The following is a 22,875-nucleotide window of genomic DNA, read 5'->3' as shown; positions in this document are numbered from 1 at the left end:
TCATTCACCAGCCGCGCACGTCAGACCCCCCTTCTGGAGGATCGATGAACGACGCAGCACAGCAGAAAGACGGCACGCAGGACGGCGACGAGGGCTCGATGAGCCGCCGCTCGGTCCTGTGGACGAGCGCATCCGTGGCCGGTGCCGGGCTCGGACTCGGCGGTCTCGGCAGCGGCACCGCGTCCGCGGCCCCCGCCCGGAGCCCGGAGGCCGCCGGCACGGAACAGGCGACAGCTCCCGAGCGCCAGGGACGCACGATGGTGGGAGTGCCGTTCGACCGGCGCTCCACCGTCCGGGTCGGCCTGGTCGGTCTCGGCAACCGCGGTGGCAGCATGATCGATCTCTTTCTCGCCGTCAGCGGCGTTCAGGTCGTCGCCGTCTGCGATCCGGTCAGGGCCAAGGCCGAACGGGCCGCCGCGAAGGTGACGGCCGCGGGGCAGCCGGCGCCCGCCGTCTACACCAACGGCGAGGACGACTACGAGAATCTCTGCAAGCGCGGGGACATCGACTTCGTCTATGTCGCGACGCCCTGGGACTTCCACTTCCAGATGGCGAAGACCGCCCTGCTGAACGGCAAGCATGTCGGCGTGGAGTGTCCGATCGCTCTCCAACTCGACCAGCTCTGGGAGTTGGTCGATCTCTCCGAACGCACCAGGCGTCACTGCATGCAGCTGGAGAACTGCTGTTACGGGCAGAACGAGATGCGGGTGCTGCGCATGGCGCATGCCGGGCTCTTCGGTGACCTGCTGCACGGCGCGGGCGCGTACAACCACGATCTGCGCGGCCTGATGTTCGATCCGGGGTACTACGAAGGTCCTTGGCGCAGGCTGTGGCACACCAGGCTGCGCGGGGACCTCTACCCCAACCACGGCTTCGGTCCGGTCGCCAACTACATGGACATCAACCGCGGAGACCGGGCGGTGAGCATCACCAGCGTCGGCTCCCCTTCCCTGGGGCTCGCCGAGTACCGCGAGAAGAACATGCCGGCCGGCGATCCGAGCTGGAAGGAGACCTATGTCGAGAGCGACCGGACGATCAGTCTCGTCCAGACCGCCAAAGGACGGGTCATCCGGCTGGAACACGATGTGTCCACTCCGCATCCGTACTCGCGGATCAACAGCCTGGGCGGGACGAAGGGCGTCTTCGAGGACTACCCGGCACGCATCTACATCGAGCCGGACCACACGAACGACAGCTGGGGCGACTTCTCCGCGTACGACCGGTGGGACCACTGGCTGTGGAAGGAGCACGCCAATCCGCCCGGCGGTCACGGCGGAATGGACTACATGCTGGTGTTCCGGCTGATGCAGTGCATGCGGCTGGGCCTGGTCCCGGACTTCGATGTGTACGACGCCGCGACCTGGACGTCGCCGGTGCCGCTCAGCCATCTCTCCATCAAGGCGAAGGGCGCCCCGCAGCAGATCCCGGACTTCACGCGCGGCGAGTGGAAGAAGGCCCGGTCCGGCATGGATTCGGAGAATCCGGAAAAGGGCTGACGGGTCGTACGACGGGCTGCGGGGCCCGCTCGGGCGAGCCGGGCCCCGCACACCGTCCCACCCCGTCCGTATCGCGACCATGGCGCGATACGGACTCCTGCCCGGAAAACCGATTGCCCCGGTGGGCGTCCCCGGGCGAACCTTGCACGGTTTGAGTCATCCCGAACAAACCGACACACACCGAACCATGGGACGTCATGCAGATTCGCGATCTTCCCTACACGGATCCCGGCGATCCCGATGTCCGCTCAGGTCCACGCTTCTTGTGGTGGCTCGGCCGCAATCAGCTCCGCGGCCAGCTCAAGGCCCTGTCCTGGGGGCTGCTGCACCAGTGCTCCCTGGCCGGGCTGCCGCTCGGCGTCGGCTTCGCCGTGCAGGCCGTCGTCGACCGTTCCGGCAGCCGGCTCGCGTGGGCGGGCGGCCTGATCGCGGTCCTGGGCGCGCTGATCGCGCTGGGCGACACCATGCTCCATCGGACCGCCGTCACCAACTGGATCACCGCCGCCGCGCGCGTTCAGCAATTGCTGGCCCGTAAGACCGCGGAACTCGGCGCGGCGCTGACCCGCCGGGTCGCCGCGGGCGAGGTCGTCGCGGTCTCCACCGGCGACGTCGAGAAGATCGGCTGGTTCGTCGAGGCGCTCTCCCGTTTCGCGGCGGCCGCTGCCGCCCTCGTGCTGATCTGCGTGGGGCTGATCATCTATCTGCCGTCGCTGGGCGTCCTGGTGGCACTCGCCGTGCCTCTGCTGGCCCTGGCCGTGCTCCCGCTCCTCCCCCGGGCCACCCGCCGCGCCGACCTCCAGCGCGAAAAGGCGGGCAAGGCCACCGAACTGGCCTCGGACACCGTGGCCGGGCTGCGGGTGCTGCGCGGAATCGGCGGCGAGGAGCTCTTCCTCGACCGCTACCGGCACGCCTCGCAGGAGGTACGCAGGGCCGCGGTGCGCAGCGCGCGGATGTGGTCACTGATCTCGGCGGTCCAGGTGCTGCTGCCGGGTGCACTGATCGTCTCGCTGGTCGTGTACGGGGCGACGCTGGCCCGCGACGGCCGGATCGAGGTCGGTCAGCTGGTGACGGTGTACAGCGCGGCGTCGCTGATGCTCTTCCCGTTGCGCCATGTCGAGGAGATCGCGATGGCGTACTCGTTCTCGCGGCCCTCCGCCAAGCGCGCGGTCCGGGTTCTGTCGCTGCGTCGCACGGACCGGCCGTCGACGGTCGACGCCGCGGCCTCCGGCGACCTGTACGACCCGGTCACCGGGCTGATGGCCCCGGCCGGCCTGTTCACGGCGGTGGTCTGCGGCGATCCGGACGAGGCGGGCCGGCTGGCCGAGCGGCTCGGCGGACACGCGGACGCGCACGTGGACACAGGCGTGGCCGCCGGCACGGACGGGGGCGCGCACGCCGGCACGGAGGGGCGCGCGCGTGCGGACGCCGGCACGGGCGAGGACGCGCATGCGGACGAGGGCGGGGAAACGGCGCAGGGCGTGCCGTCCGTTCTGCTCGGTGGCATACCGCTGGACGAACTCCGCCTGGAAGCGGCGCGGACCGCCGTACTGGTCCAGGAGAAGGACCCGGTGCTGCTCTCGGGCACGCTGCGCGAGCTGCTCGATGTGCCGTCGTCCGGCCGGGTGACCGCCGAGGACGCGCTGTCCGCCGCCCGGTGTGACGATGTGCTGGATTCACTGGCGCAGGCATCCGTCGCCGCGGACGGCGACCCGATGGCCACGCGTATCACCGAACGCGGCCGGTCGCTCTCGGGCGGCCAGCGCCAGCGGCTCGCACTGGCCCGGTCGCTCGTGACCGACCCGGAGGCACTGGTCCTCGACGAGCCGACCTCCGCCGTCGATTCGCACACGGAGGCACGGGTCGCCGCCGGAATCAAGGCACTGCGCCAGGGCCGCACGACCGTGGTGTTCGCCTCGTCACCGCTGCTGCTCGACCTCGCGGACCGGGTGGTGCTGGTGCACCGGGGCACGGTCGTCGCGATCGGACCGCACCGGGAACTGCTGCACACGGAGCCCCGTTACCGGGCGGTGGTGACGCGCGAGACGGACGACGAGACCGCGGACCTGACCGCTCGGGGCTCGCTCATGACGATCGAGGAAGTCGAGGAACGGGCATGATCGGCGTCGCCGAACCGTCGTACGACCCTGCCGCACCGGAGTCGGCGACGACGCTGCCGGTCGGCACCCCCACCACCGTGCGCAGCTACGTACGGGAGCTGCTGCGGCGCCATCGCAGGCCGTTCGCCGTGCTCGTCTCGTTCAACGCCATCGCGGTGATCGCCTCGATCGTCGGGCCGTATCTGCTGGGCGGGCTGGTCGAGGACCTGTCCGACGGCGTCACCGATCTGCATCTGGAGCGCACCGCCGGGGTGTTCGCGCTCGCGCTGATCGTGCAGACCGTGTTCACCCGGCTGATGCGGCTGCGCAGCGCGATGCTCGGCGAGGAGATGCTGGCCGATCTGCGCGAGGACTTCCTCGTGCGGTCGGTCGGGCTGCCGCCGGGTGTGCTGGAGCGGGCCGGGACGGGCGATCTGCTCTCCAGGATCACGACGGACATCGACCGGCTGGCCAATGCGATGCGTGAGGCCGTGCCGCAGCTGGCGATCGGTGTCGTGTGGGCCGGGCTGCTGCTCGCCGCGCTCACGGCGACGGCCCCGCCCCTGGCCCTCTCGGTCCTGGTCGCCCTGCCCGTCCTGCTCCTCGGCTGCCGCTGGTACTTCAAGCGGGCGCCGTCCGCGTACCGTTCGGAGGCCGCCGGGTACGCGGCGGTCGCGGCGATGCTCGCGGAGACGGTGGATGCCGGGCGGACCGTGGAGGCTCACCGTCTGGGTGCGCGCCGGGTGGCGCTGTCGGACCGGCGGGTCAAGGAGTGGACGGCGTGGGAGCGCTACACGCTCTTCTTGCGTTCTGTGCTCTTCCCCGTCATCAACGCCACCTATGTGACGATCCTCGGAACGGTGCTGATGCTCGGCGGCTGGTTCGTCATCGAGGGCTGGCTGACCGTGGGTCAGCTGACGACGGGAGCGCTGCTGGCGCAGATGATGGTGGACCCGATCGGGCTGATCCTGCGCTGGTACGACGAGTTGCAGGTCGCGCAGGTGTCGCTGGCCCGGCTGGTGGGCGTGCGGGACATCGAACCGGACGCGGGCGACGCGGAGGTTGTTCCGGACGGCCGGGACGTACGGGCGGACGAGGTGCGCTTCGGTTACCGCGCCGGGCTGGACGTCCTGCACCGGGTGTCGTTGGACGTCGCGCCGGGTACGCGCCTCGCGCTGGTCGGCCCGTCCGGGGCCGGCAAGTCCACCCTGGGGCGGCTGCTGGCCGGGATCTACGCTCCGCGTACGGGTGAAGTCACCCTCGGTGGTGCGGAGTTGTCACGGATGACGGCGGAGGATGTCCGTACGCATGTGGCGCTGGTGAACCAGGAGCACCATGTGTTCGTCGGTTCGCTGCGGGACAACCTGCTGCTGGCCCGTACGGGCGCCGAGGACACCGAGCTGTGGGCGTCGCTCGCGGCGGTCGACGCGGACGGCTGGGCGAGGGCCCTGGAGCAAGGGCTGGACACCGAGGTCGGTTCCGGCGGCCTGGCGCTGACACCGGCCCAGGCGCAGCAGATCGCCCTGGCCCGGCTGGTTCTGGCCGATCCGCACACGCTGGTGCTGGACGAGGCGACATCGCTGCTGGATCCGCGCGCGGCGAGGCACCTGGAGCGATCGCTGGCCCGGGTGTTGGACGGCCGCACGGTCGTGGCGATCGCCCACCGGCTGCACACCGCACACGACGCGGACGTGATCGCGGTCGTCGAAAGCGGCCGGATCAGCGAACTGGGCAGCCACGACGAACTGGTGGCGGCGGACGGAGCCTATGCGGCGCTGTGGCGGTCCTGGCACGGCTGAGGTGCCCGGACCGTGAAGGTCGCCAAGGCGGAGCGGTCCTGCTGTGAGATCCCGGTCGGGCGAAGACGACGGTGTGGTCGCCGTTGCGGACCACGCGGTCCCGGCTGGGCCGTTCCGCCTGGGTGGGCGTCACATCAATTTCCTTCCAGGGTACGGAAATCGGCGACCCACTGGGCCGTGGCCCTGATCCCTCCGAAGGTGCAGCAGTGGCGCGCAGCGCTTCGGCGCTGCGCGCCGGGCAGGGCGCGACTCGTCGTCGGTGCGGGTGAGACCGGCCCTGCGCCGTCGTCGTGCCTATGGCCGCGCCTGGGCCCGGCCGCCTCCCGGCGCAGCTGTGACCACTCCGTCGGACGTGGGACCGGGGGCGGGCTGCGAGGGGGTCGCGGCAGCCGTGACCAGGGTGGTGGACGGCCTGCGCGGGCGGCGCAGCAGGATCACGGAGACGAGGGCGGCGAGCAGCGTGAGTGCTGCGGCGACGAACAGGCACAGACGGAGGCCGTCGAGGAAGGCGTCGCCCACGGCTCCCAGGGCCTGGCCCGTGCCGGCGCCCAGATCCATCCGGGCGACCGCGCCCAGCCCGCCCGCTTCGGCGGTCTCCACGATGCTCTGCCGGGTCGCTCCCCCGATTCCGGCGTCGGCGAGATGGCCGGGGAAGGTGTCGAGGGCCCTGGCGGTGAGCAGGGCGCCCAGGACGGCCGGGCCGAGTGCCGCGCCGACCTGCCGGAAGGCGTTGTTGCCTGCTGCGGCCATTCCGGCCAGGTGAGGGGGCACCGACGCGACGGCGGTGGCGGTCATCGGCGTCAGGACGCCGCCCATCCCCACGCCCAGCAGGGCCAGCCGCCCCATGATGGAGACGAACGACGTGTCCGCGTCCACGGTGGTCAGCGAGAGCAGCGAGCCGGTGACGACGAGCAGCCCGGCCGTGATCAATGTGCGGGTGGGAATCCGGTGCATGAGACGCCCGACGGGACCACCGACGATGATCGCAGCCGCGGTGACCATGAGAAGCCGCCAGCCGGCCTGGAGGGTGTCGAGCTGCTGCACCAGGCCGAAGTACAGGCTCAGCAGGAAGAAGAAACCGATCAGGGCCAGGAAGGTGATCAACGCGACCAGTGTGGTGGCCGTGAACGCCGGACTGCGGAACAGCCTCAGATCCAGCATCGGGCTGTCGCTGCGCCGCTCGGCCAGGACGAAGGCGACCGAGCTGACCACGGCGATGAACAGCGCCACCAGAACCGGGACGTCGGTGAAGGAACCGGCACCGCCTTCGATCACTCCGTACACCAGCGCGGTGACCGCCGGCGCGGCGGTGAGCTGGCCGGGCCAGTCCAGCCGTCGCCCGTGCGGGGCACGCGAGTCGGTCAGCAGCCGCGCGGCGACGACCGTCGCGAGCAGTGAGACGGGAATGACCAGCAGGTAGATCCACCGCCAGGCGGCGTGTTCCAGGATGACTCCGGCGATCAGCGGACCGACGGCGAGCGCCATCAGAAGCGAGGTGGCCCACAGGCCGATGAACTTGCCGCGCTCCCGGTGGTCGGGCACCGCATGGCTGATCAGGGCCAGCGTCGTGGGCAGCAGCGCGGCAGCACCCAGTCCGGCGAGGGCCTGGCCGATCCACAGCACCTGGATGGACTGGGCGGTCAGCGCCACGGTGGCACCGGCGGCGGAAAGCAACAGGCCCGTCTGGAACACCTTCTTGCGCCCATGCACGTCGCCGAACACCCCGGCGGTCAGGATGAACGCGGCCATGGGCAGGACGAACGCACTCTGCACCCAGGCCAGTTGGGACGTCGACGCGCCCAGCGCCGCCTGGATGGCGGGCAGGCTCACGGCGACGGTGGTCACCGGCAAGTAGGCGACGAATACGCCCAGGCAGGCCATGGCGAGCGTTGCCGCCCGCCGGTCGGTCGGCCCGCTCGCCGAAGGTGTGACGTTCACGAAAACACTCCCTTGCGGCGCAACGCGCCGCGATCGACATCCAGCGGGGTTCTGTCCGGACGTCGGCCTCCCCAGCCGCGGCAGCCGGCGGACAACGCCGTCCCGCAGGTGGGGGCCGGGGGACAACGCCGTCCCGCAGTTCGGGGCCGGGGGAAGTGCCGCCCTCTGTTCGGACGAACCCGGGCCCCAGCATCGGCGAAACGAGGCAGAATCAACGAAGCGACGGCTTGTATTGATGAGAAACCTCTACCGCACCAGTACGTCGTGGCACACTTCCCCCGTGATCGACGATGTTGACAGGCAAATCCTCCGCGCTGTGCAGTGCGCGCCACGCGCTCCGTTCCGGCTCATCGGCGAAGTGATCGGCGTGTCGGAACAGACTGCGGCTCGCCGCTATCACGCTCTGCGCCGCGGCGGCGTGATGCGCGTGGTCGGCCTGGTCAATCCGGCCGTGCACGGAGCCGCGGAGTGGGTGGCTCGCATCCGCTGCCGTCCCGACCGCGTCGGCCCGCTCGCCGACACGCTCGCACGGCGTTCCGACATCGCCTACGCCAGCATCGCCTCCGCCGGTTCGGAGATCATCTGCATCATCCGCTCGCCGCTCGACGCCCGGCGCGAGGACATGCTGCTGCGGCAGCTGCCCAAGTCCGCCTCCGTACTCGACGTGAGCATCGACCTGCTCATCCACCCCTTCGGCAGCACGGACACAGCGGGCTGGACCGGCTACGGCGGACACCTCACCCCCGAGCAGAGACACGCGCTGACCGGCGGCCCGCCCCCCGTCCCGGCCGGCCCTCTCCTGTCCCCCGCCGCCGAGGACACCCCGCTCCTCGACGCCCTGGCCGAGGACGGCCGCACCACGCACACGCAGCTCGCCGAACTCACCGGCTGGTCCAAGGGCCGCATCGCCCGCCGACTGGACTCCCTGGAAACGTCCGGCACCCTCTCCTACGACATCGACCTGCTGCCCGAACGCCTCGGCCATCCCCTCTCCGCCACCCTCTGGCTGCGCGTGGCCCCCGCCCATCTGGAACGCGCCGGAGACGCGATCGCCCGACACGACGAAGTGGCGTACGCCGGAGCCATCAGCGGCGACCACAACGTGATGGTCATCGTCATCTGCCGCGACGCCGAGGACCTCTACCGCTACCTGACCACCCGCCTCGCTGCCACTCCCGGCGTGGACGCCTACGGGGTCAGCATCCGGACCCGCCGCCTCAAGCAGGCCGCCTCCCTCATCTCCCACGGCCGTCTCGTCCATCCCGCACCCGCTTAAGGGGCGTGCGGGCAATTGACGTGTGGACTCCGGGACTTGGCGTCCCCGGTCGGCGTGATGCTCGCGCGTGGGTTGTTCATCTGCGGGCCCTTGGCTCCGGCCCGGTCCCGGTGACCGCCGGCCGGCCGAACCGGCCTCCGCCGGGGTCCGGTGGTCAGATGAAGTTCAGCGCGGCCGCGCCGCCCACTCCCCCGAGCACCATGAAGACCGGCATCAGCACCTTCAGCTCCACCCAGCTGCCGGCCCTGAAGCGCATGCCCTTCGGCGGACCGATCGGGTACCAGCGCCTGCGTCCCACCGGGATGGGCCACAGGATCGGGCAGCCCGAGACGGTCAGCGCGTCACCGATGTCGTGGACGAGTGCGCCGAGCACGATCGGCAGCCCGAGCCACAGGTACTCCTGGCCAGGGGCACTGAACAGCCAGTCCGAGCCGTTGCCCGGCTTGTCCAGGACTCCGGCCAGGATCCAGGCGCTCGTCGCCCCGAGCAGCCACACCAGGACGTCGCTGGACATCCGGGCCGCCCGCCACAGCAGTCCTTCGACGGCGAGCACCAGGTGCACGAAGAGGATCGCCAGGACCGCCCACCGGCCGCCGGTGATCGCCGCGACGGAGGCCCCGGCACCGATCAGCACCGCCCACAGCCAGGTGTGCGTCAGGGTCCGGTGACCGCCGTTCCTGCGCGGGTCGCCGGAGCCCCGGGTGGCCTTGTAGACGGTGTGCGAGAGCTTGTCGACGATCTCGCAGAGTCCCCTGGAGACCGGTCCGAAGGCGCGCGAGATGGTCGCGGACTTGTGGTCGAGGTCCGGGGCGAGCGCGGCTCCGGCGGCGATCAGCGCGCCGACGACGAGGACGGGCCACGGCATCGTGTGGCCGGCGGCGGCCGCCGCCGCGCCCACCCCCAGCCAGGCCGCCGCCCCTGACAGAGAGTGTGCCGGTCCCATCATGGTTCTTCCCGCCCCCAATGTTGTTCTGCTGCCATTGCCTGTGCGGCACGGCCGAGTTGAGTGGGCAGCGTATCGTCCGTGATCTTCGGGCGGTCCTCCGGTTCCCGCATACGGGCGGAAGACAGGCAAGATGGGGGCGTGACCCTTATCGATCAGCTGCCCCCGACCGACGACCCCGACGCCCTCTTCGAGGCTTTCTCGTCATGGACCGAGACGCAGGGCATCACCCTCTACCCCGCGCAGGAGGAGGCGCTGATCGAGGTGGTCTCCGGCGCGAACGTGATCCTTTCCACCCCGACCGGTTCCGGAAAGAGCCTGGTCGCGGCGGGTGCGCACTTCACCGCCCTGGCCCAGGACAAGGTCACCTTCTACACCGCGCCGATCAAGGCACTGGTCTCGGAGAAGTTCTTCGACCTGTGCAAGCTGTTCGGTACGGAGAACGTCGGCATGCTCACCGGCGACGCCTCCGTGAACGCCGACGCCCCGGTGATCTGCTGCACGGCCGAGGTACTGGCTTCCATCGCGCTGCGTGACGGGAAGTACGCCGACATCGGCCAGGTCGTGATGGACGAGTTCCACTTCTACGCCGAACCGGACCGCGGCTGGGCCTGGCAGATCCCTCTCCTGGAACTGCCGCAGGCGCAGTTCGTCCTGATGTCGGCCACGCTCGGTGACGTCAGGATGTTCGAGGGGGATCTGACCCGGCGTACCGGCCGCCCCACCGCCGTGGTGCGCTCCGCGACCCGGCCGGTGCCGCTCAGTTACGAGTACCGGCTGACACCGATCACCGAGACCCTCACCGAACTCCTGGAGACCAGGCAGTCGCCCGTCTACATCGTGCACTTCACCCAGGCCGCGGCCGTCGAACGGGCGCAGTCGCTGATGAGCATCAACATGTGCACCAAGGAGGAGAAAGAGAAGATCGCCGATCTGATCGGCAACTTCCGCTTCACCACCAAGTTCGGCCAGAACCTCTCGCGCTACGTGCGGCACGGCATCGGGGTACACCACGCGGGCATGCTGCCGAAGTACCGGCGTCTGGTGGAGAAGCTCGCCCAGGCGGGTCTGCTGAAGGTGATCTGCGGTACGGACACCCTCGGCGTCGGCGTCAACGTGCCCATTCGCACCGTGCTGTTCACCGCGCTCACCAAGTACGACGGCACGCGCGTCCGCACGCTGCGGGCCCGTGAGTTCCACCAGATCGCCGGCCGCGCGGGCCGGGCCGGTTTCGACACGGCGGGCTTCGTCGTGGCCCAGGCGCCCGAGCACGTCATCGAGAACGAGAAGGCCGTCAAGAAGGCCGGCGACGACCCGAAGAAGAAGCGCAAGGTGGTCCGCAAGAAGGCCCCCGAGGGCTTCGTCGCCTGGTCGGAGACCACGTTCGACAAACTGATCCAGTCCGATCCCGAGCCGCTGACCTCGCGTTTCCGGGTCACGCACACGATGCTGCTGTCGGTGATCGCGCGTCCCGGCAACGCCTTCGAGGCGATGCGGCGGCTGCTGGAGGACAACCACGAGCCGCGCAGGGCGCAGTTGCGCCACATCCGCCGCGCCATCGCGATCTACCGCTCGCTGCTGGACGGCGGTGTCGTGGAGCGGCTCGACGAGCCGGACGCGGAGGGCCGGATCGTCCGCCTCACCGTCGATCTCCAGCAGGACTTCGCGCTCAACCAGCCGCTGTCCACCTTCGCGTTGGCCGCGTTCGACCTGCTGGCCCCGGACTCCCCCTCGTACGCGCTGGACATGGTCTCCGTCGTCGAGTCGACGCTCGACGACCCGCGGCAGATTCTCGCCGCCCAGCAGAACAAGGCGCGCGGCGAAGCGGTCGGGCAGATGAAGGCGGACGGCATCGAGTACGAGGAGCGGATGGAGCTGCTCCAGGACGTCACGTACCCGAAGCCGCTGAGCGAGCTGCTGTGGCACGCCTACGACGTGTACCGCAGGAGCCACCCGTGGGTGGGCGACCACCCGGTGTCGCCGAAGTCCGTGATCCGTGACATGTACGAACGCGCCATGACGTTCACGGAGTTCACCTCGAACTACGAGCTGGCCCGCACCGAGGGCATCGTGCTGCGCTATCTCGCGAGCGCGTACAAGGCTCTGGAGCACACGATTCCGGACGACCTCAAGTCCGAGGACCTCCAGGACCTGATCGCCTGGCTCGGCGAGATGGTCCGCCAGGTGGACTCCAGTCTCCTCGACGAGTGGGAGCAGCTCGCCAACCCGGAGGTGGAGACCGCCGAGGAGGCGCAGGAGCGGGCCGACGAGGTGAAGCCGGTCACGGCCAACGCCCGTGCTTTCCGGGTGCTGGTGCGCAACGCGATGTTCCGCCGGGTCGAGCTGGCCGCGCTGGACAGGGTCGGCGAGCTCGGCGAGCTGGACGGCGGCGCGGGCTGGGACGAGGAGGCGTGGGGCGAAGCCATGGACGCCTACTGGGACGAGTACGAGGATCTGGGTACCGGTCCGGACGCCCGCGGGCCGAAACTGCTGAAGATCGACGAGGACGCGGCGCACGGCCTGTGGCGGGTCTGGCAGGCCTTCGCCGACCCGAACGGCGACCACGACTGGGGCATCAGCGCGGAGATCGATCTGGCCGCCTCCGACGAGGAGGGCCGGGCCGTCGTCCGCGTCACCTCCGTCGGTCAGCTGTGAGGACGTACGCCGTGGTGGCGGCGCCGCTGCGAGAGTGGAGACGAACCGCATGACGAACCCCGCCGAGCGCCTGGTCGATCTGCTCGACCTGGAACGGATCGAGGTCAACATCTTCCGCGGGCGCAGCCCCCAGGAGTCCCTGCAGCGGGTCTTCGGCGGGCAGGTCGCCGGGCAGGCACTGGTGGCGGCCGGCCGTACCACCGACGGGGACCGGCCGGTCCATTCGCTGCACGCCTACTTCCTGCGTCCGGGGCGTCCGGGTGTGCCGATCGTCTACGACGTCGAGCGCATCCGGGACGGCCGGTCGTTCACCACCCGCCGGGTCACGGCCGTCCAGCAGGGCCGGACGATCTTCAGTCTGACAGCGTCGTTCCACCGGCCGGAGGAGGCGGGGTTCGAGCACCAGCTGCCGCCCGCCCGCGAGGTCCCCGACCCCGAGGAGCTGCCGACCGTCGCCGAGGAGGTGCGTGAGCATCTGGGAGCACTCCCCGAAGCGCTGGAGCGCATGGCCCGCCGGCAGCCCTTCGACATCCGGTACGTGGACCGGCTGCGGTGGACGCGGGAGGAGGCCGAGGGCGCTGACCCGCGCAGCGCGGTCTGGATGCGTGCGGTCGGACCGCTGGGCGACGACCCGCTGGTGCACACCTGCGCCCTGACGTACGCCAGTGACATGACGCTGCTCGACGCGGTCCGTATTCCGGTGGAGCCGTTGTGGGGTCCGCGCGGTTTCGACATGGCGTCGCTGGACCACGCGATGTGGTTTCACCGGCCGTTCCGGGCGGACGAATGGTTCCTCTACGACCAGGAGTCGCCGATCGCGACCGGCGGACGGGGACTGGCGCGCGGCCGGATCTACGACCGCGCGGGCAATCTGCTGGTGTCCGTGGTGCAGGAGGGGCTGTTCCGCCGCCTGGATCAGTAGCCGTTCCCGGTTGCCCGTGGCCGGGCTCGGAGGTCCGTGGCCGTTCCCAGAGGTCCGTAGCCGGGCTCGGAGGTCCGTGGCCGTTCCCGGGTGCCCGTGGCCGGGCTCGGAGGTGCGTAGCCGTTACCGGCTCAGATGCCGGGGAGGGGGTCCTGCTCGACCTCGTGGCGGCGCGTGCGAATGTCCGGCGCCGCCGGGTGCAGTTTGGCGTCGCAGGCCGGACCGAGGCCGGTGCGGCGTGACGCCGTGCCGGTGAGCGGACGGCCGCACAGGCGGCAACGCACCACGCGCCGACGGGCGGTCGGACCGTCCTCGGGCAGGGGCTCGACGCCGGATTCGGGAAAGGGTTCAGCGGACTCCACGCGTCGATCTTCTCAGCCCTTAGTCTGCGACGTGCTGAAACGGCACACGACAGAGGAGTTCGCGGGTGAGCAACGTGCTGACACTGAGGCCGGTCCCCCAGCCGAAGAAGGACAAGAAGGCGGGCGTCGGGAATGCCCCGGGGGTGGTCGCGCCTGTCGGCCATGTCGTCAGGTTCGCCGACGAGCCCGGCGGAGTGTCCCGGGTGGTCGCCCATGTGGAGCGCGAACTCCCGCAGGGAGGCATACCGGCCTACCTCGCGGCCCGCAAGACCGGTGCGCGCTCCCTCATCCTGTGGGCCGACCCCGACCGCCGGGCCCGGGTGGCGACCCTGGTCACCGCATCCGCGGCCGAAGGTGCCACCAGGTACCAGGTGCTGGGCGCGGAGGGTGAGGTCATCGGGACGCTCGTACGCGAGAAGGCCCTGCGGACTCGCTGGACGGTCGCCCAGACGGGTTGCCCCCAAGCGGTCGGTCTCAAGGGGCGGGTCTTCTGGTGGTACGTGTGGTGGCTGCTGTTCCCCGTCCAGGTGGCCATCGGCGTCGGCAGCTTGCTGAGCGGTGGCGGCGACGTGGCACGTGGTCCGCGGCGCATCATCTGGCGGGCCGGTCAGGAAGTGCCACTGGAGTTCCGGTCGGACGACGACGAGATCCATGTCAACGCACAGTGGGTCGACTGGCGGCTCGCCGCCGCCCTGACGGCGCTGATCCGCACCTTCGACAGCTGGCTCGGAACTCCCTGGGACGACAGGAAGCAGTGAGCCGGAGCCAGGGGCGACGGCTCGGGCGGACCCTGTTCAGGAGGCGAGGATTCCGGCCTTCTGCGCCGCGAACTCGCGGTCGCTCAGCAGACCTTGGCTCCTCAGGTCGTCGAGTTCCTTGAGCTGGGCGATCTTGCTGCTCATCTCGTCCTCCGGCGTGAGAGGCGGAGGTTCCACGGCGGTGGGCGGGGCCGCCGACGACATCTGTGGCCGCGCGTGCGGCTGTGCTTGTGTCTCCGCGTGCACGGCGTCCTGCCGTGCCCAGCGGCCCGCCTGCCGCCGGGAGACCCGGTGGGAGACCGAGCCGGCGGTTCCGGCGATCACCGCCGTACGGGCGACGCCGCGAAGAAGGCCTGGCATGGTGCATCTCCTTTGTCTGGCTCTGCGGGACGTCGACCGGCTGTGCCGGACGTCCGTTCCGGACGTTCCTCCGTCCGGAACGGACGTCCGGAACGGGCCCGATCGGGGGCGGGGGCGGATGCCCGCGGGACGCGGCACCGGGGCGCGCGTGCCCGGGACCATCCGAACGGGAGGCCAAGGGACCGCGAACGGCTCAGACCCTCGACTCGGCCGCGTCGAGCGAGGCCAGGACCTCCTGGATCGGGATACGGCCGTTGGCGACGAGCCGGCCTCCGGAGCGGCGCACCGCTGCCGCGAACGGTCCCGCCCAGACGTTCTCGTAGATGAGGATTCCGGCGGAGCTTCCGGGTTCGAGGACGGCGCTCGCCTCGTCGATGTCCTCCTGGCCGAGCAGGCCCGACGACGCCCCTTCGAACACGGCCAGGGCACCGTCGCCGGCCCCGGTCAGCTCGGAGAGCTCCACGCCCTCGACCGTTCCGTCCTGGTTCTTCCTGACGAACCTCAGATCCAGGATCCGGATGATGCCCCGGTCGACCAGGTTGACGAGCAGGGGAAGCCCTTCTCCCGTCATCCGGCTTCCCGCTGGGAATTCGACCACCATGTAGTCGATCGGTCCCGTCTCGTCGCCCTCGTCGCTTCCGCCGCTCACGCCAGCTCCTCAGCATCTCGACTGCCCCGGTTCCGCCGGAGACCACGGCCTCGGCCATTGCACCAGCGGGTGCGCCGCGGCGCATCTCGGGCATGGAGCTGGGTGGGTGTGGCCCCCGTTGGGCCGTTGGACGGACGACCGGCCGCTTTCACGGACCGGCGAGGCGAGCGGCGCCCCTCGGGCCGGGAGCCCGAGGGGCGGGTGACCGGTCGCCCCTGCCGGGCCGGCGGGCCCGGCAAGCGGAGTTCGCGACCGGACCGAGGATGACGGCCGGTCCCTCAGGCCCTCTCCCCCTCGTCGTACGGACCCGCGCACAGCGCCCACATGATGAAGACGTTGATGGCGATGAGGATGATGGACCAGAACGGATAGAAGGGCAGCCACAGGAAATGGGCCAGGGCACCCAGCCCCGCGAACACGATGCCCACCACGCGCGCCCACACGGCCCCGGTGAACAGCGCACAGCCGGCGAGGACGATGACGATGCCCAGGATGAGGTGGATCCATCCCCAGCCGACGAGGCTGAACTGGAACACATAGTTCCGCGTCGTGACGAACACCAGGTCCTTGGTGATGGCGGCGATTCCCTCGAAGATCGCCATCGCGCCGCCGAAGATCATCAGAGCGGCCGCGAAGGCGGTCCAGCCGTACCGGAACGGATGATGCGATCTGTGGGCGGCCCCATGCGCCGCACTCGGGCCACTGGTCGTATTGGCCATGTCGGCCTCCTCGGGTAGCCGGGCAACCGGTGGACCCGAACGGGCCCGCCGGACCTCCCGACAAGCGTGGCACGACAGCGTCCGCTCAGCAGAACGACCGCCTCCGGCCGCCGTCACCACACCCCCGACCACCGCCCCTCACGCGGAAATTCTCCTATCGGAGATATTATCTCTGTCGTGAGAGAATTCGAAGGGGCGGAAGCCGGCTCCGTCGACGCCCGGCTCGCCGCACGACTGGGCGAACTGCGCACCGGACGTGGCTGGTCGCTGGACGAGCTGTCCCGGCGCAGCGGGGTGAGCCGCTCCACGCTGTCCCGGCTGGAGCGCGGCGAGTTGAGCCCGACCGCCACCCTGCTCAACACGTTGTGCACCGTCTACGAGCGGACGATGTCCCGGCTGCTGATGGAGGTGGAGGCGGATCCGCCGCAGCTGATTCCCGCCGCGCGGCAGTCCGTGTGGCGGGACGAGGCATCGGGCTTCGTGCGCCGGTCCGTCTCGCCGCCGCACCCCGGGCTGCGCGCCGAGATCATCGAGGGCACGCTCGACGCGGGAGCCGCGATCGCGTACGAGAACGCGCCCGTGTCCGGCGTGGAGCAGCATGTCTGGGTGCTGGAGGGGACGGTCGAGATCACCGTCGATGGCACCACGCACCTCGTGCGCGGCGGTGACTGCCTGCGCTTTCGACTGCACGGGCCCTCGCGCTTCCGCTGCCCGGGACCGGAACGGGTCCGCTACGCACTGGTGATCGTTCTGACGTGAACGCCGCGAACGCCATGAACCCCGCGGACGCCATGAACACCGTGAACGCCATGAACACCGTGAACGCCATGAACGACCGTTGCCGCCGTGACCCTCGTGAAGCTGCTCAAGCTGTGAAAGGACCCGCGTCATGACCGAGATCATCCCGGCAACCGGACCCGAACTGGTCACCTACGCCGATGAGTTGGCCGCTCTTCTGGTGGAGACCGTGAACGCCGGATCGTCGGTGGGCTTCCTCGCGCCGCTGGAGCGCGACCAGGCTGCGGCCTGGTGGCGGGAGAGGGCCGGGGCCGTCGACGCCGGACACCTTCAGGTCTGGATCGCGCGGGACGGCGAACGGGTGGCCGGGACCATCGGACTGGTCCGGGCTTCGCTGCCGAACGCCCGTCACCGTGCGGAAGTGGCCAAGTTGATGGTCCGCACATCGGAGCGCGGCCGGGGACTCGGCCGCGCGCTGCTCGCCGCCGCCGAACGGTCGGCCGCCGACGCGGGGGTCACTCTGCTGGTACTGGACACCGAGAGCGGCAGTGCCGCCGAACACCTCTACCGCTCGGCGGGTTGGACCGAGTGCGGATCGATTCCCGACTACGCCTGCGACCCCGCGGGTGTCCTGAAACCGACGACTTTGTACTACAAGGCGGTCGACCGGGCGGCCGAGGGCACACCGGCCAACCCACGGACGTGACAATGGCCATGAAAGCCACCCTCACAAGGAGAAGGTCATGACGCTGCACGACATCCCCCTGCGCACCCTCACCGGCGATCCCACCTCCCTGGCCGACTACCGCGGCCGGGCGGTCCTGGTGGTGAACGTCGCCTCCCAGTGCGGGCTCACGCCGCAGTACGCGGGCCTGGAGCGGCTCCAGAAGCAGTACGCGGACCGCGGCTTCACCGTGCTCGGCGTGCCGTGCAACCAGTTCGCGGGCCAGGAGCCGGGGACCGCTGAGGAGATCCAGACCTTCTGCTCGACGACGTACGGCGTGAGCTTCCCGCTGCTGGAGAAGACCGACGTGAACGGCGATGGGCGCCACCCGCTCTATGCCGAACTGACGGGGATCGCGGACGAGTCCGGCGAGGCCGGCGACGTCCAGTGGAACTTCGAGAAGTTCCTCATCTCGCCTGCGGGTGAGCCGGTCGCGCGCCTGCGCCCGGGCACGGAGCCGGAGGCCCCGGAGCTCATCGCGGCCATCGAGTCCCAGTTGCCCGCCTGACCGGACCCGCCGCGGGACCGGCCGCGCCAGGCGGCCGGTCCCGTCCAACGGCCGTTCCGGCCTCGACCGCCGACCGCACCGTGCTAGCGGATCGGCATGCCCGAGAGGGTGCGGGCGATCACCAGACGCTGGATCTCGCTCGTCCCCTCGAAGATCGTGTAGATCGCCGCGTCCCGGTGCATCCGCTCCACCGGGTACTCACGGGTGAAGCCGTTGCCGCCGAGGATCTGGATGGCCTGGGCGGTGACCTTCTTCGCCGTCTCGCTCGCGTACAGCTTGGACATGGAACCCTCGGCCGAGGTGAACGGCTTGCCGGTGGCCGCCATCCAGGAGGCGCGCCAGACGAGGAGCCGGGCCGCGTCGATCTGCGTCCGCATGTCGGCGAGCTGGAAGGCGACGCCCTGGTTGTCGATGATCGGCCGGCCGAACTGGGTGCGGGTCTTCGCGTAGTCCAGCGCGACTTCGTACGCCGCACGGGCGGTGCCGACCGCCATGGCGCCCACTGCGGGACGGGATGCCTCGAAGGTGGCCATCGCCGCGTTCTTCACCCGCTCACCACCGGACGCCGCACGCTCACGGGCCCGCGCCAGGCGCTGGTCGAGCTTCTCCTTGCCACCGAGCAGGCAGTGCCCGGGGATCCGGACGTCCTCCAGGACCACCTCGGCGGTGTGCGAGGCACGGATGCCGTGCTTCTTGAACTTCTGCCCCTGGGAGAGACCGGGGGTGTCCGGCGGCACGATGAACGAGGCGTGCCCCTTGGAGCCGAGCTCCGGGTCGACCACGGCGACGACGACGTGGACGTTGGCGATGCCGCCGTTGGTCGCCCAGGTCTTGGTGCCGTTCAGCACCCACTCGTCCTTGGCCTGGTCGTACACGGCGCGGGTGCGCATCGAGGCGACGTCGGAGCCGGCGTCCGGCTCGGAGGAGCAGAAGGCGGCGACCTTCACGTCGTCGGCGTCGCCGTACATCTGCGGGATCCAGGTACCGATCTGCTCCTCGGTGCCGTTGGCGAGGACGCCCACGGCCGCCAGGCCCGTACCGACGATCGACAGGGCGATGCCCGCGTCCCCCCAGAAGAGCTCCTCCATCGCCATCGGGATTCCGAGACCCGTCGGGTCGAAGAACTGCTGGGCGTAGAAGTCGAGGGAGTAGATGCCGACCTTGGCCGCCTCCTGGATGACGGGCCAGGGCGTTTCCTCACGCTCGTCCCACTCCGAAGCCGCCGGGCGGATCACGTCGGCGGCGAAGCCGTGAAGCCAGTCACGGACCTGCTTCTGATCATCGTTGAGTTCGAGCGTGAACTCGGCCATGTTCCCTCCACGTACTGCCCTGAAGAACCACTGGTTACTTGCGGTAACCGCAGTCTGTTACCGACAAGTAGCCCCTGTCAACCGCCCGAGTGCCGATCCGCCTCACGCAGGGCGGGGTGTTACGTTGCGCAGGCAGGAAGCGATTGCACGGCCAGGGGTGGGGAGAGGGCGACATGGAGACCACACGACAGGCCGAGCGCCAGCGGACAGCGGCCGAGAGGCGCCGTCGCGAGCTGCTCGAGGCCGCCGACCGCGTGGTGCTCAGGGACGGTCCGGGGGCGTCGATGAACGCCATCGCGGCGGAGGCCGGAATCACCAAGCCCATCCTGTACCGGCACTTCGGCGACAAGGGCGGCCTCTACCGCGCCCTCGCCAAACGCCACACCGACGCCCTGCTCATCGCGCTGCGGGCGGCGCTCGACGCGCCCGCCGAGCGCCGCCGGCGCGTGGAGTCGACGCTCGACACCTACCTCGCGGCGATCGAGGCACGCCCGCAGGTCTACCGCTTCCTGATGCACCCGTCCGACGACGCGGCGCCCGCGACCGAGCGGGGTTTCGACGTCGGACGGCACTCCGCTCCGCTGCTGCGCCGGCTCGGCGAGGAACTCGCCCTGGTGATCGCCGAGCGGGTGGACCTGGGCCCGGACAGTGAGGCAGTGGCCCGCATATGGGGTCACGGCATCGTCGGCATGATGCACGCCGCGGGCGACTGGTGGCTGGGGGAACGCCCCTGCTCCCGCGAGCAGTTGGTGCGCAGTCTGGCGGATCTGCTGTGGGGCAGGCTGGCCGCCGTCGGCGACCGGCCCGGCGGTCCGGGGTTCTGAGAGTCCGGACGGTCAGTCGCCCCGCGCCCACGGCGCCCGACGGGCCGCGCGCAGCGCCCTCGCCCGGCGCAGCCCGGTCAGCCGGTCCATGTAGACCGTGCCTTCCAGGTGGTCGCACTCGTGCTGCAGGCAACGGGCGAAGAACCCGGTGCCGGTGACCCGTACCGGATCGCCCTCCACGGTCACGCCCTCCACGACGGCGCGGTCGAAGCGCGGGGTGCCGGCCTCGATACCGGGCAGCGAGAGGCAGCCCTCCGGGCCTCGTACGGTGATGCCGTCCGCCTCGACGAGCCTCGGGTTGACGAGATGCCCGAGGTGACGGACGTCGTCGTCGTCCGGGCAGTCGTAGACGAACACCCGCAGCGGAACACCGACCTGATTGGCCGCGAGTCCGACCCCCTGGGCCGCGTACATGGTGGCGTACATGTCCTCGACGAGGCGGGCGAGCGAGGGGCCGAAGTCCGTGACGGGGTCGCAGGCAGCGTGCAGCACCGGATCACCGAGCAGACTCATGGCACGAATCAGTCCGGAACTTCCGGGGATCGGGCGGTTTCGCATGGCGGCAATCGTACGTTCCACGTGACCTCCACCTTCCTGGCGGTGCCGCGGTGCGGTCGCCGCGCCGGACATCGATAGGCTGGGCGTGGACCGATGCAAGGAGGATCTAGGACGATGGCAGGCAACACGGAGCCGCTGTCGCCGCGGGCCAAGCTGGCCGTGACGGCGGGTAAGGCCGCGGCGGCGGTGTCGCGCGCCGCGGGGCGCGGCAGCGGATCGGTGATCGGCGGCCGGGTGGCACTCAAGCTCGACCCCGACCTGCTGGGGCGGCTGGCGCAGCACCTGGACGTGATCCTCGTGTCGGCGACGAACGGCAAGACGACGACGACCCGGCTGATCGCCGAGGCGCTGCGGGCCGCGGGCCCGGTCGTGTCGAACGCGCTCGGCGCGAACATGCCGGCGGGTATCACGTCGGCCCTGGCGGGCGGATCGGACGCGAAGTACGGCGTCATAGAGGTGGACGAGAAGTACCTCGCCGGGGTGGCACGCGACACGACACCCAAGGTGATCGCGCTGCTCAACCTCTCCCGCGACCAGTTGGACCGCGCCGCCGAGACCCGGATGCTCGCGGAGAAGTGGCGCGAGGGGCTGTCCGGCTCGAAGGCCGTGATCGTCGCGAACGCCGACGACCCCCTGATCGTCTGGGCGGCGTCCTCCTCCCCCAATGTCGTGTGGGTCGCGGCCGGCCAGGCATGGAAGGACGACGCCTGGTCCTGCCCGTCCTGCGGCGGTGTGATGCAGCGCCCCGGTGACGACTGGTTCTGCGGCGAGTGCGGATTCCGCCGGCCGGCCCCCAGCTGGGTCCTGCACGGGGACTACGTCCTGGATCCGCACGGTTCGGCGTGGCCGATCCACCTCCAGCTGCCCGGCCGCGCCAACAAGGCCAACGCCACCAGCTCCGCCGCCGTGGCCGCCGTCTTCGGAGTGCCGCCACAGGTCGCGCTGGAGCGCATGTATCAGGTGCAGGCCGTCGCGGGCCGCTACGACGTGGTGTCCTTCCAGGGCCGTGAGCTGCGGCTGCTGCTGGCGAAGAACCCCGCCGGCTGGCTCGAAACGTTTTCCCTGATCGACCCGCCGCCCACTCCGGTGGTCCTCTCCGTCAATGCCCGGGGTGCGGACGGTACGGACACGTCCTGGCTGTGGGACGTGGACTACACCCAGCTCGCCGGTCATCCGATCTTCGTGCTGGGCGACCGCAAGCTTGACCTGGCGGTCCGGCTCGAAGTGGCCGGTCTCGACTTCCGGGTCTGCGAGAACCTCGACGAGGCCGTGCGGCAGGCCCCGCCCGGCCGTATCGAGGTCATCGCCAACTACACCGCCTTCCAGGACCTGCGCCGCCGTGTCGGCAACTGACCCAGGCCACGGCCACCTCCGGAGAGGATGAAGCATGAGCAGCAACGGTCTGCGTCTGGTCTGGGTCTACCCCGACCTCCTCAGCACCTACGGCGACCAGGGCAACGCGCTCGTCGTGGAGCGCCGGGCCCGGCAGCGCGGTCTCGACGTCCAGCGCGTCGACGTCCGCAGCGACCAGCCGGTCCCGACGTCCGGCGACATCTATCTGATCGGCGGCGGTGAGGACCGGCCGCAGCGTCTCGCCGCGGAGCGGCTGCGCCGCGACGGCGGGCTCAGCCGGGCCGCGTCCAACGGCGCGATCATCTTCTCGGTCTGCGCCGGTTACCAGATCCTCGGCCACGAGTTCATCAACGACCTCGGTGAGCGCGAGCCCGGTCTCGGGCTGCTCGACGTCGTCTCCACCCGCGGCGACGGAGCCCGGTGCGTCGGTGACGTCCTGGCCGACATCGACCCGCGCCTCGGCCTGCCGCCGCTGACCGGTTTCGAGAACCACCAGGGCATCACCCATCTCGGCCCGACGGCACGGCCGTTCGCCCGGGTGCAGCTCGGCGGGGGCAACGGCACCGGGGACGGTACCGAGGGTGCGTACAACGACACCGTCTTCGGTACGTACATGCACGGTCCCGTGATGGCGCGCAACCCGCTGATCGCGGATCTGCTGCTGAAGCTGGCCCTCGACGTCAACGCTCTGCCGCCGACGGACGACCGCTGGTACGAGGCGCTGCGCGCCGAGCGCATCGCCTCGGCGACCCAGCCCGCCTGATGAGGCGTTTTCGGCTCAACTGAGCGGAGTCCAGCAGTCGGACGCCCGGTTCGGTCCCCCCACCCTGCGCCGGTAGGGTGGCGGGGATCCGACCGGACGACGTGGTCCGGTCGTCGGCCCACGT

The 22,875-nt window shown here is 70.5% G+C and carries 21 protein-coding genes; 13 read left to right on the top strand and 8 right to left on the bottom strand.

What is annotated here, in order from left to right:
• Positions 1-44: 44 nt before the first annotated feature.
• The 3 genes from ACFVUT_RS22005 to ACFVUT_RS21995 all read left to right on the top strand — a co-directional run bounded on the left by ACFVUT_RS22005 (position 45) and on the right by ACFVUT_RS21995 (position 5,391).
• Positions 45-1,496 (top strand): Gfo/Idh/MocA family protein, encoded by a 1,452-nt coding sequence (locus tag ACFVUT_RS22005; protein WP_389658968.1) that lies wholly within the window; start codon positions 45-47, stop codon positions 1,494-1,496.
• A gap of 197 nt (positions 1,497-1,693) precedes the next feature.
• On the top strand, positions 1,694-3,613 hold the full coding sequence (locus ACFVUT_RS22000) for an ABC transporter transmembrane domain-containing protein (RefSeq protein WP_389658965.1): 1,920 nt from the start codon (positions 1,694-1,696) through the stop codon (positions 3,611-3,613).
• Positions 3,610-5,391: an ABC transporter ATP-binding protein gene (locus ACFVUT_RS21995; protein WP_389658962.1), complete on the top strand. Its 1,782-nt coding sequence runs from the start codon at positions 3,610-3,612 to the stop codon at positions 5,389-5,391. The genes ACFVUT_RS22000 and ACFVUT_RS21995 overlap by 4 nt, the downstream gene beginning before the upstream one ends.
• 294 nt (positions 5,392-5,685) lie before the next feature.
• Here ACFVUT_RS21995 and ACFVUT_RS21990 read toward each other — a convergent pair whose 3' ends face one another.
• Positions 5,686-7,329: an MFS transporter gene (locus ACFVUT_RS21990; RefSeq protein WP_389658959.1), complete on the bottom strand. Its 1,644-nt coding sequence runs from the start codon at positions 7,327-7,329 to the stop codon at positions 5,686-5,688.
• A gap of 280 nt (positions 7,330-7,609) precedes the next feature.
• On the opposite strand from ACFVUT_RS21990, the gene ACFVUT_RS21985 reads away from it, so the two are divergent.
• Complete coding sequence (locus ACFVUT_RS21985) at positions 7,610-8,605, top strand: Lrp/AsnC family transcriptional regulator (RefSeq protein WP_389658956.1); 996 nt, start codon at positions 7,610-7,612, stop codon at positions 8,603-8,605.
• Positions 8,606-8,759: 154 nt separating this feature from the next.
• Here ACFVUT_RS21985 and ACFVUT_RS21980 read toward each other — a convergent pair whose 3' ends face one another.
• Positions 8,760-9,551 carry a metal-dependent hydrolase gene (locus tag ACFVUT_RS21980; protein WP_389658953.1) on the bottom strand — a complete coding sequence of 264 codons (792 nt, stop codon included), beginning with the start codon at positions 9,549-9,551 and terminating at the stop codon, positions 8,760-8,762.
• A 138-nt stretch (positions 9,552-9,689) separates the two neighbouring features.
• On the opposite strand from ACFVUT_RS21980, the gene ACFVUT_RS21975 reads away from it, so the two are divergent.
• Complete coding sequence (locus tag ACFVUT_RS21975; protein WP_389658950.1) at positions 9,690-12,203, top strand: DEAD/DEAH box helicase; 2,514 nt, start codon at positions 9,690-9,692, stop codon at positions 12,201-12,203.
• A gap of 49 nt (positions 12,204-12,252) precedes the next feature.
• Positions 12,253-13,125 (top strand): acyl-CoA thioesterase, encoded by an 873-nt coding sequence (locus ACFVUT_RS21970; protein WP_389658947.1) that lies wholly within the window; start codon positions 12,253-12,255, stop codon positions 13,123-13,125.
• 131 nt (positions 13,126-13,256) lie between these two features.
• Here the strand turns inward: ACFVUT_RS21970 and ACFVUT_RS21965 are convergent, their stop codons facing one another.
• Positions 13,257-13,487 carry a DUF6011 domain-containing protein gene (locus ACFVUT_RS21965; RefSeq protein WP_389658945.1) on the bottom strand — a complete coding sequence of 77 codons (231 nt, stop codon included), beginning with the start codon at positions 13,485-13,487 and terminating at the stop codon, positions 13,257-13,259.
• Between the two features lie 65 nt (positions 13,488-13,552).
• Here ACFVUT_RS21965 and ACFVUT_RS21960 point away from each other — a divergent pair, with 65 nt between their 5' ends.
• A complete protein-coding gene (locus ACFVUT_RS21960; protein ID WP_389658943.1) occupies positions 13,553-14,245 on the top strand; it encodes a hypothetical protein in 693 nt (230 codons plus the stop codon).
• Positions 14,246-14,281: 36 nt separating this feature from the next.
• On the opposite strand, the gene ACFVUT_RS21955 is transcribed toward ACFVUT_RS21960, so the two are convergent.
• The 3 genes from ACFVUT_RS21955 to ACFVUT_RS21945 all read right to left on the bottom strand — a co-directional run bounded on the left by ACFVUT_RS21955 (position 14,282) and on the right by ACFVUT_RS21945 (position 15,973).
• On the bottom strand, positions 14,282-14,605 hold the full coding sequence (locus ACFVUT_RS21955; RefSeq protein WP_389658940.1) for an SHOCT domain-containing protein: 324 nt from the start codon (positions 14,603-14,605) through the stop codon (positions 14,282-14,284).
• Between the two features lie 193 nt (positions 14,606-14,798).
• Positions 14,799-15,254, bottom strand: a complete 456-nt coding sequence (locus ACFVUT_RS21950) for a DUF6325 family protein (protein WP_389658937.1) — start codon at positions 15,252-15,254, stop codon at positions 14,799-14,801.
• A gap of 278 nt (positions 15,255-15,532) precedes the next feature.
• Positions 15,533-15,973, bottom strand: coding sequence for a hypothetical protein (locus ACFVUT_RS21945; RefSeq protein ID WP_389658934.1), 441 nt, complete (start codon positions 15,971-15,973; stop codon positions 15,533-15,535).
• A 177-nt stretch (positions 15,974-16,150) separates the two neighbouring features.
• Here ACFVUT_RS21945 and ACFVUT_RS21940 point away from each other — a divergent pair, with 177 nt between their 5' ends.
• The 3 genes from ACFVUT_RS21940 (at position 16,151) to ACFVUT_RS21930 (ending at position 17,943) form a co-directional block, all read left to right on the top strand.
• Positions 16,151-16,732 carry a helix-turn-helix domain-containing protein gene (locus tag ACFVUT_RS21940; protein WP_389658931.1) on the top strand — a complete coding sequence of 194 codons (582 nt, stop codon included), beginning with the start codon at positions 16,151-16,153 and terminating at the stop codon, positions 16,730-16,732.
• Between the two features lie 130 nt (positions 16,733-16,862).
• Positions 16,863-17,417, top strand: a complete 555-nt coding sequence (locus tag ACFVUT_RS21935; RefSeq protein WP_389658928.1) for a GNAT family N-acetyltransferase — start codon at positions 16,863-16,865, stop codon at positions 17,415-17,417.
• Positions 17,418-17,454: 37 nt separating this feature from the next.
• A complete protein-coding gene (locus ACFVUT_RS21930; RefSeq protein ID WP_389658925.1) occupies positions 17,455-17,943 on the top strand; it encodes a glutathione peroxidase in 489 nt (162 codons plus the stop codon).
• Positions 17,944-18,026: 83 nt separating this feature from the next.
• On the opposite strand, the gene ACFVUT_RS21925 is transcribed toward ACFVUT_RS21930, so the two are convergent.
• The gene (locus tag ACFVUT_RS21925; protein ID WP_389658922.1) at positions 18,027-19,253 is read right to left on the bottom strand and encodes an acyl-CoA dehydrogenase family protein; all 1,227 of its coding nucleotides are present in this window, start codon (positions 19,251-19,253) and stop codon (positions 18,027-18,029) included.
• A gap of 173 nt (positions 19,254-19,426) precedes the next feature.
• Here ACFVUT_RS21925 and ACFVUT_RS21920 point away from each other — a divergent pair, with 173 nt between their 5' ends.
• Positions 19,427-20,077: a TetR family transcriptional regulator gene (locus ACFVUT_RS21920; RefSeq protein ID WP_389658919.1), complete on the top strand. Its 651-nt coding sequence runs from the start codon at positions 19,427-19,429 to the stop codon at positions 20,075-20,077.
• Between the two features lie 12 nt (positions 20,078-20,089).
• Here the strand turns inward: ACFVUT_RS21920 and def are convergent, their stop codons facing one another.
• Entirely contained in the window at positions 20,090-20,635 is a 546-nt protein-coding gene (gene def, locus ACFVUT_RS21915) for a peptide deformylase (protein ID WP_389658916.1), read from the bottom strand.
• Positions 20,636-20,749: 114 nt separating this feature from the next.
• On the opposite strand from def, the gene ACFVUT_RS21910 reads away from it, so the two are divergent.
• Together ACFVUT_RS21910 and ACFVUT_RS21905 are read left to right on the top strand one after the other, a co-directional pair.
• Positions 20,750-21,988 (top strand): MurT ligase domain-containing protein, encoded by a 1,239-nt coding sequence (locus ACFVUT_RS21910; RefSeq protein WP_389658913.1) that lies wholly within the window; start codon positions 20,750-20,752, stop codon positions 21,986-21,988.
• 34 nt (positions 21,989-22,022) lie between these two features.
• Positions 22,023-22,751: a type 1 glutamine amidotransferase gene (locus ACFVUT_RS21905; RefSeq protein WP_389658910.1), complete on the top strand. Its 729-nt coding sequence runs from the start codon at positions 22,023-22,025 to the stop codon at positions 22,749-22,751.
• Positions 22,752-22,875 lie beyond the last annotated feature (124 nt).

It is taken from the genome of Streptomyces sp. NPDC058051, assembly GCF_042885475.1.
In the GTDB taxonomy this organism is placed as follows: Bacteria; Actinomycetota; Actinomycetes; order Streptomycetales; family Streptomycetaceae; genus Streptomyces.
This window is presented reverse-complemented; position numbering and strand designations above follow the sequence as displayed.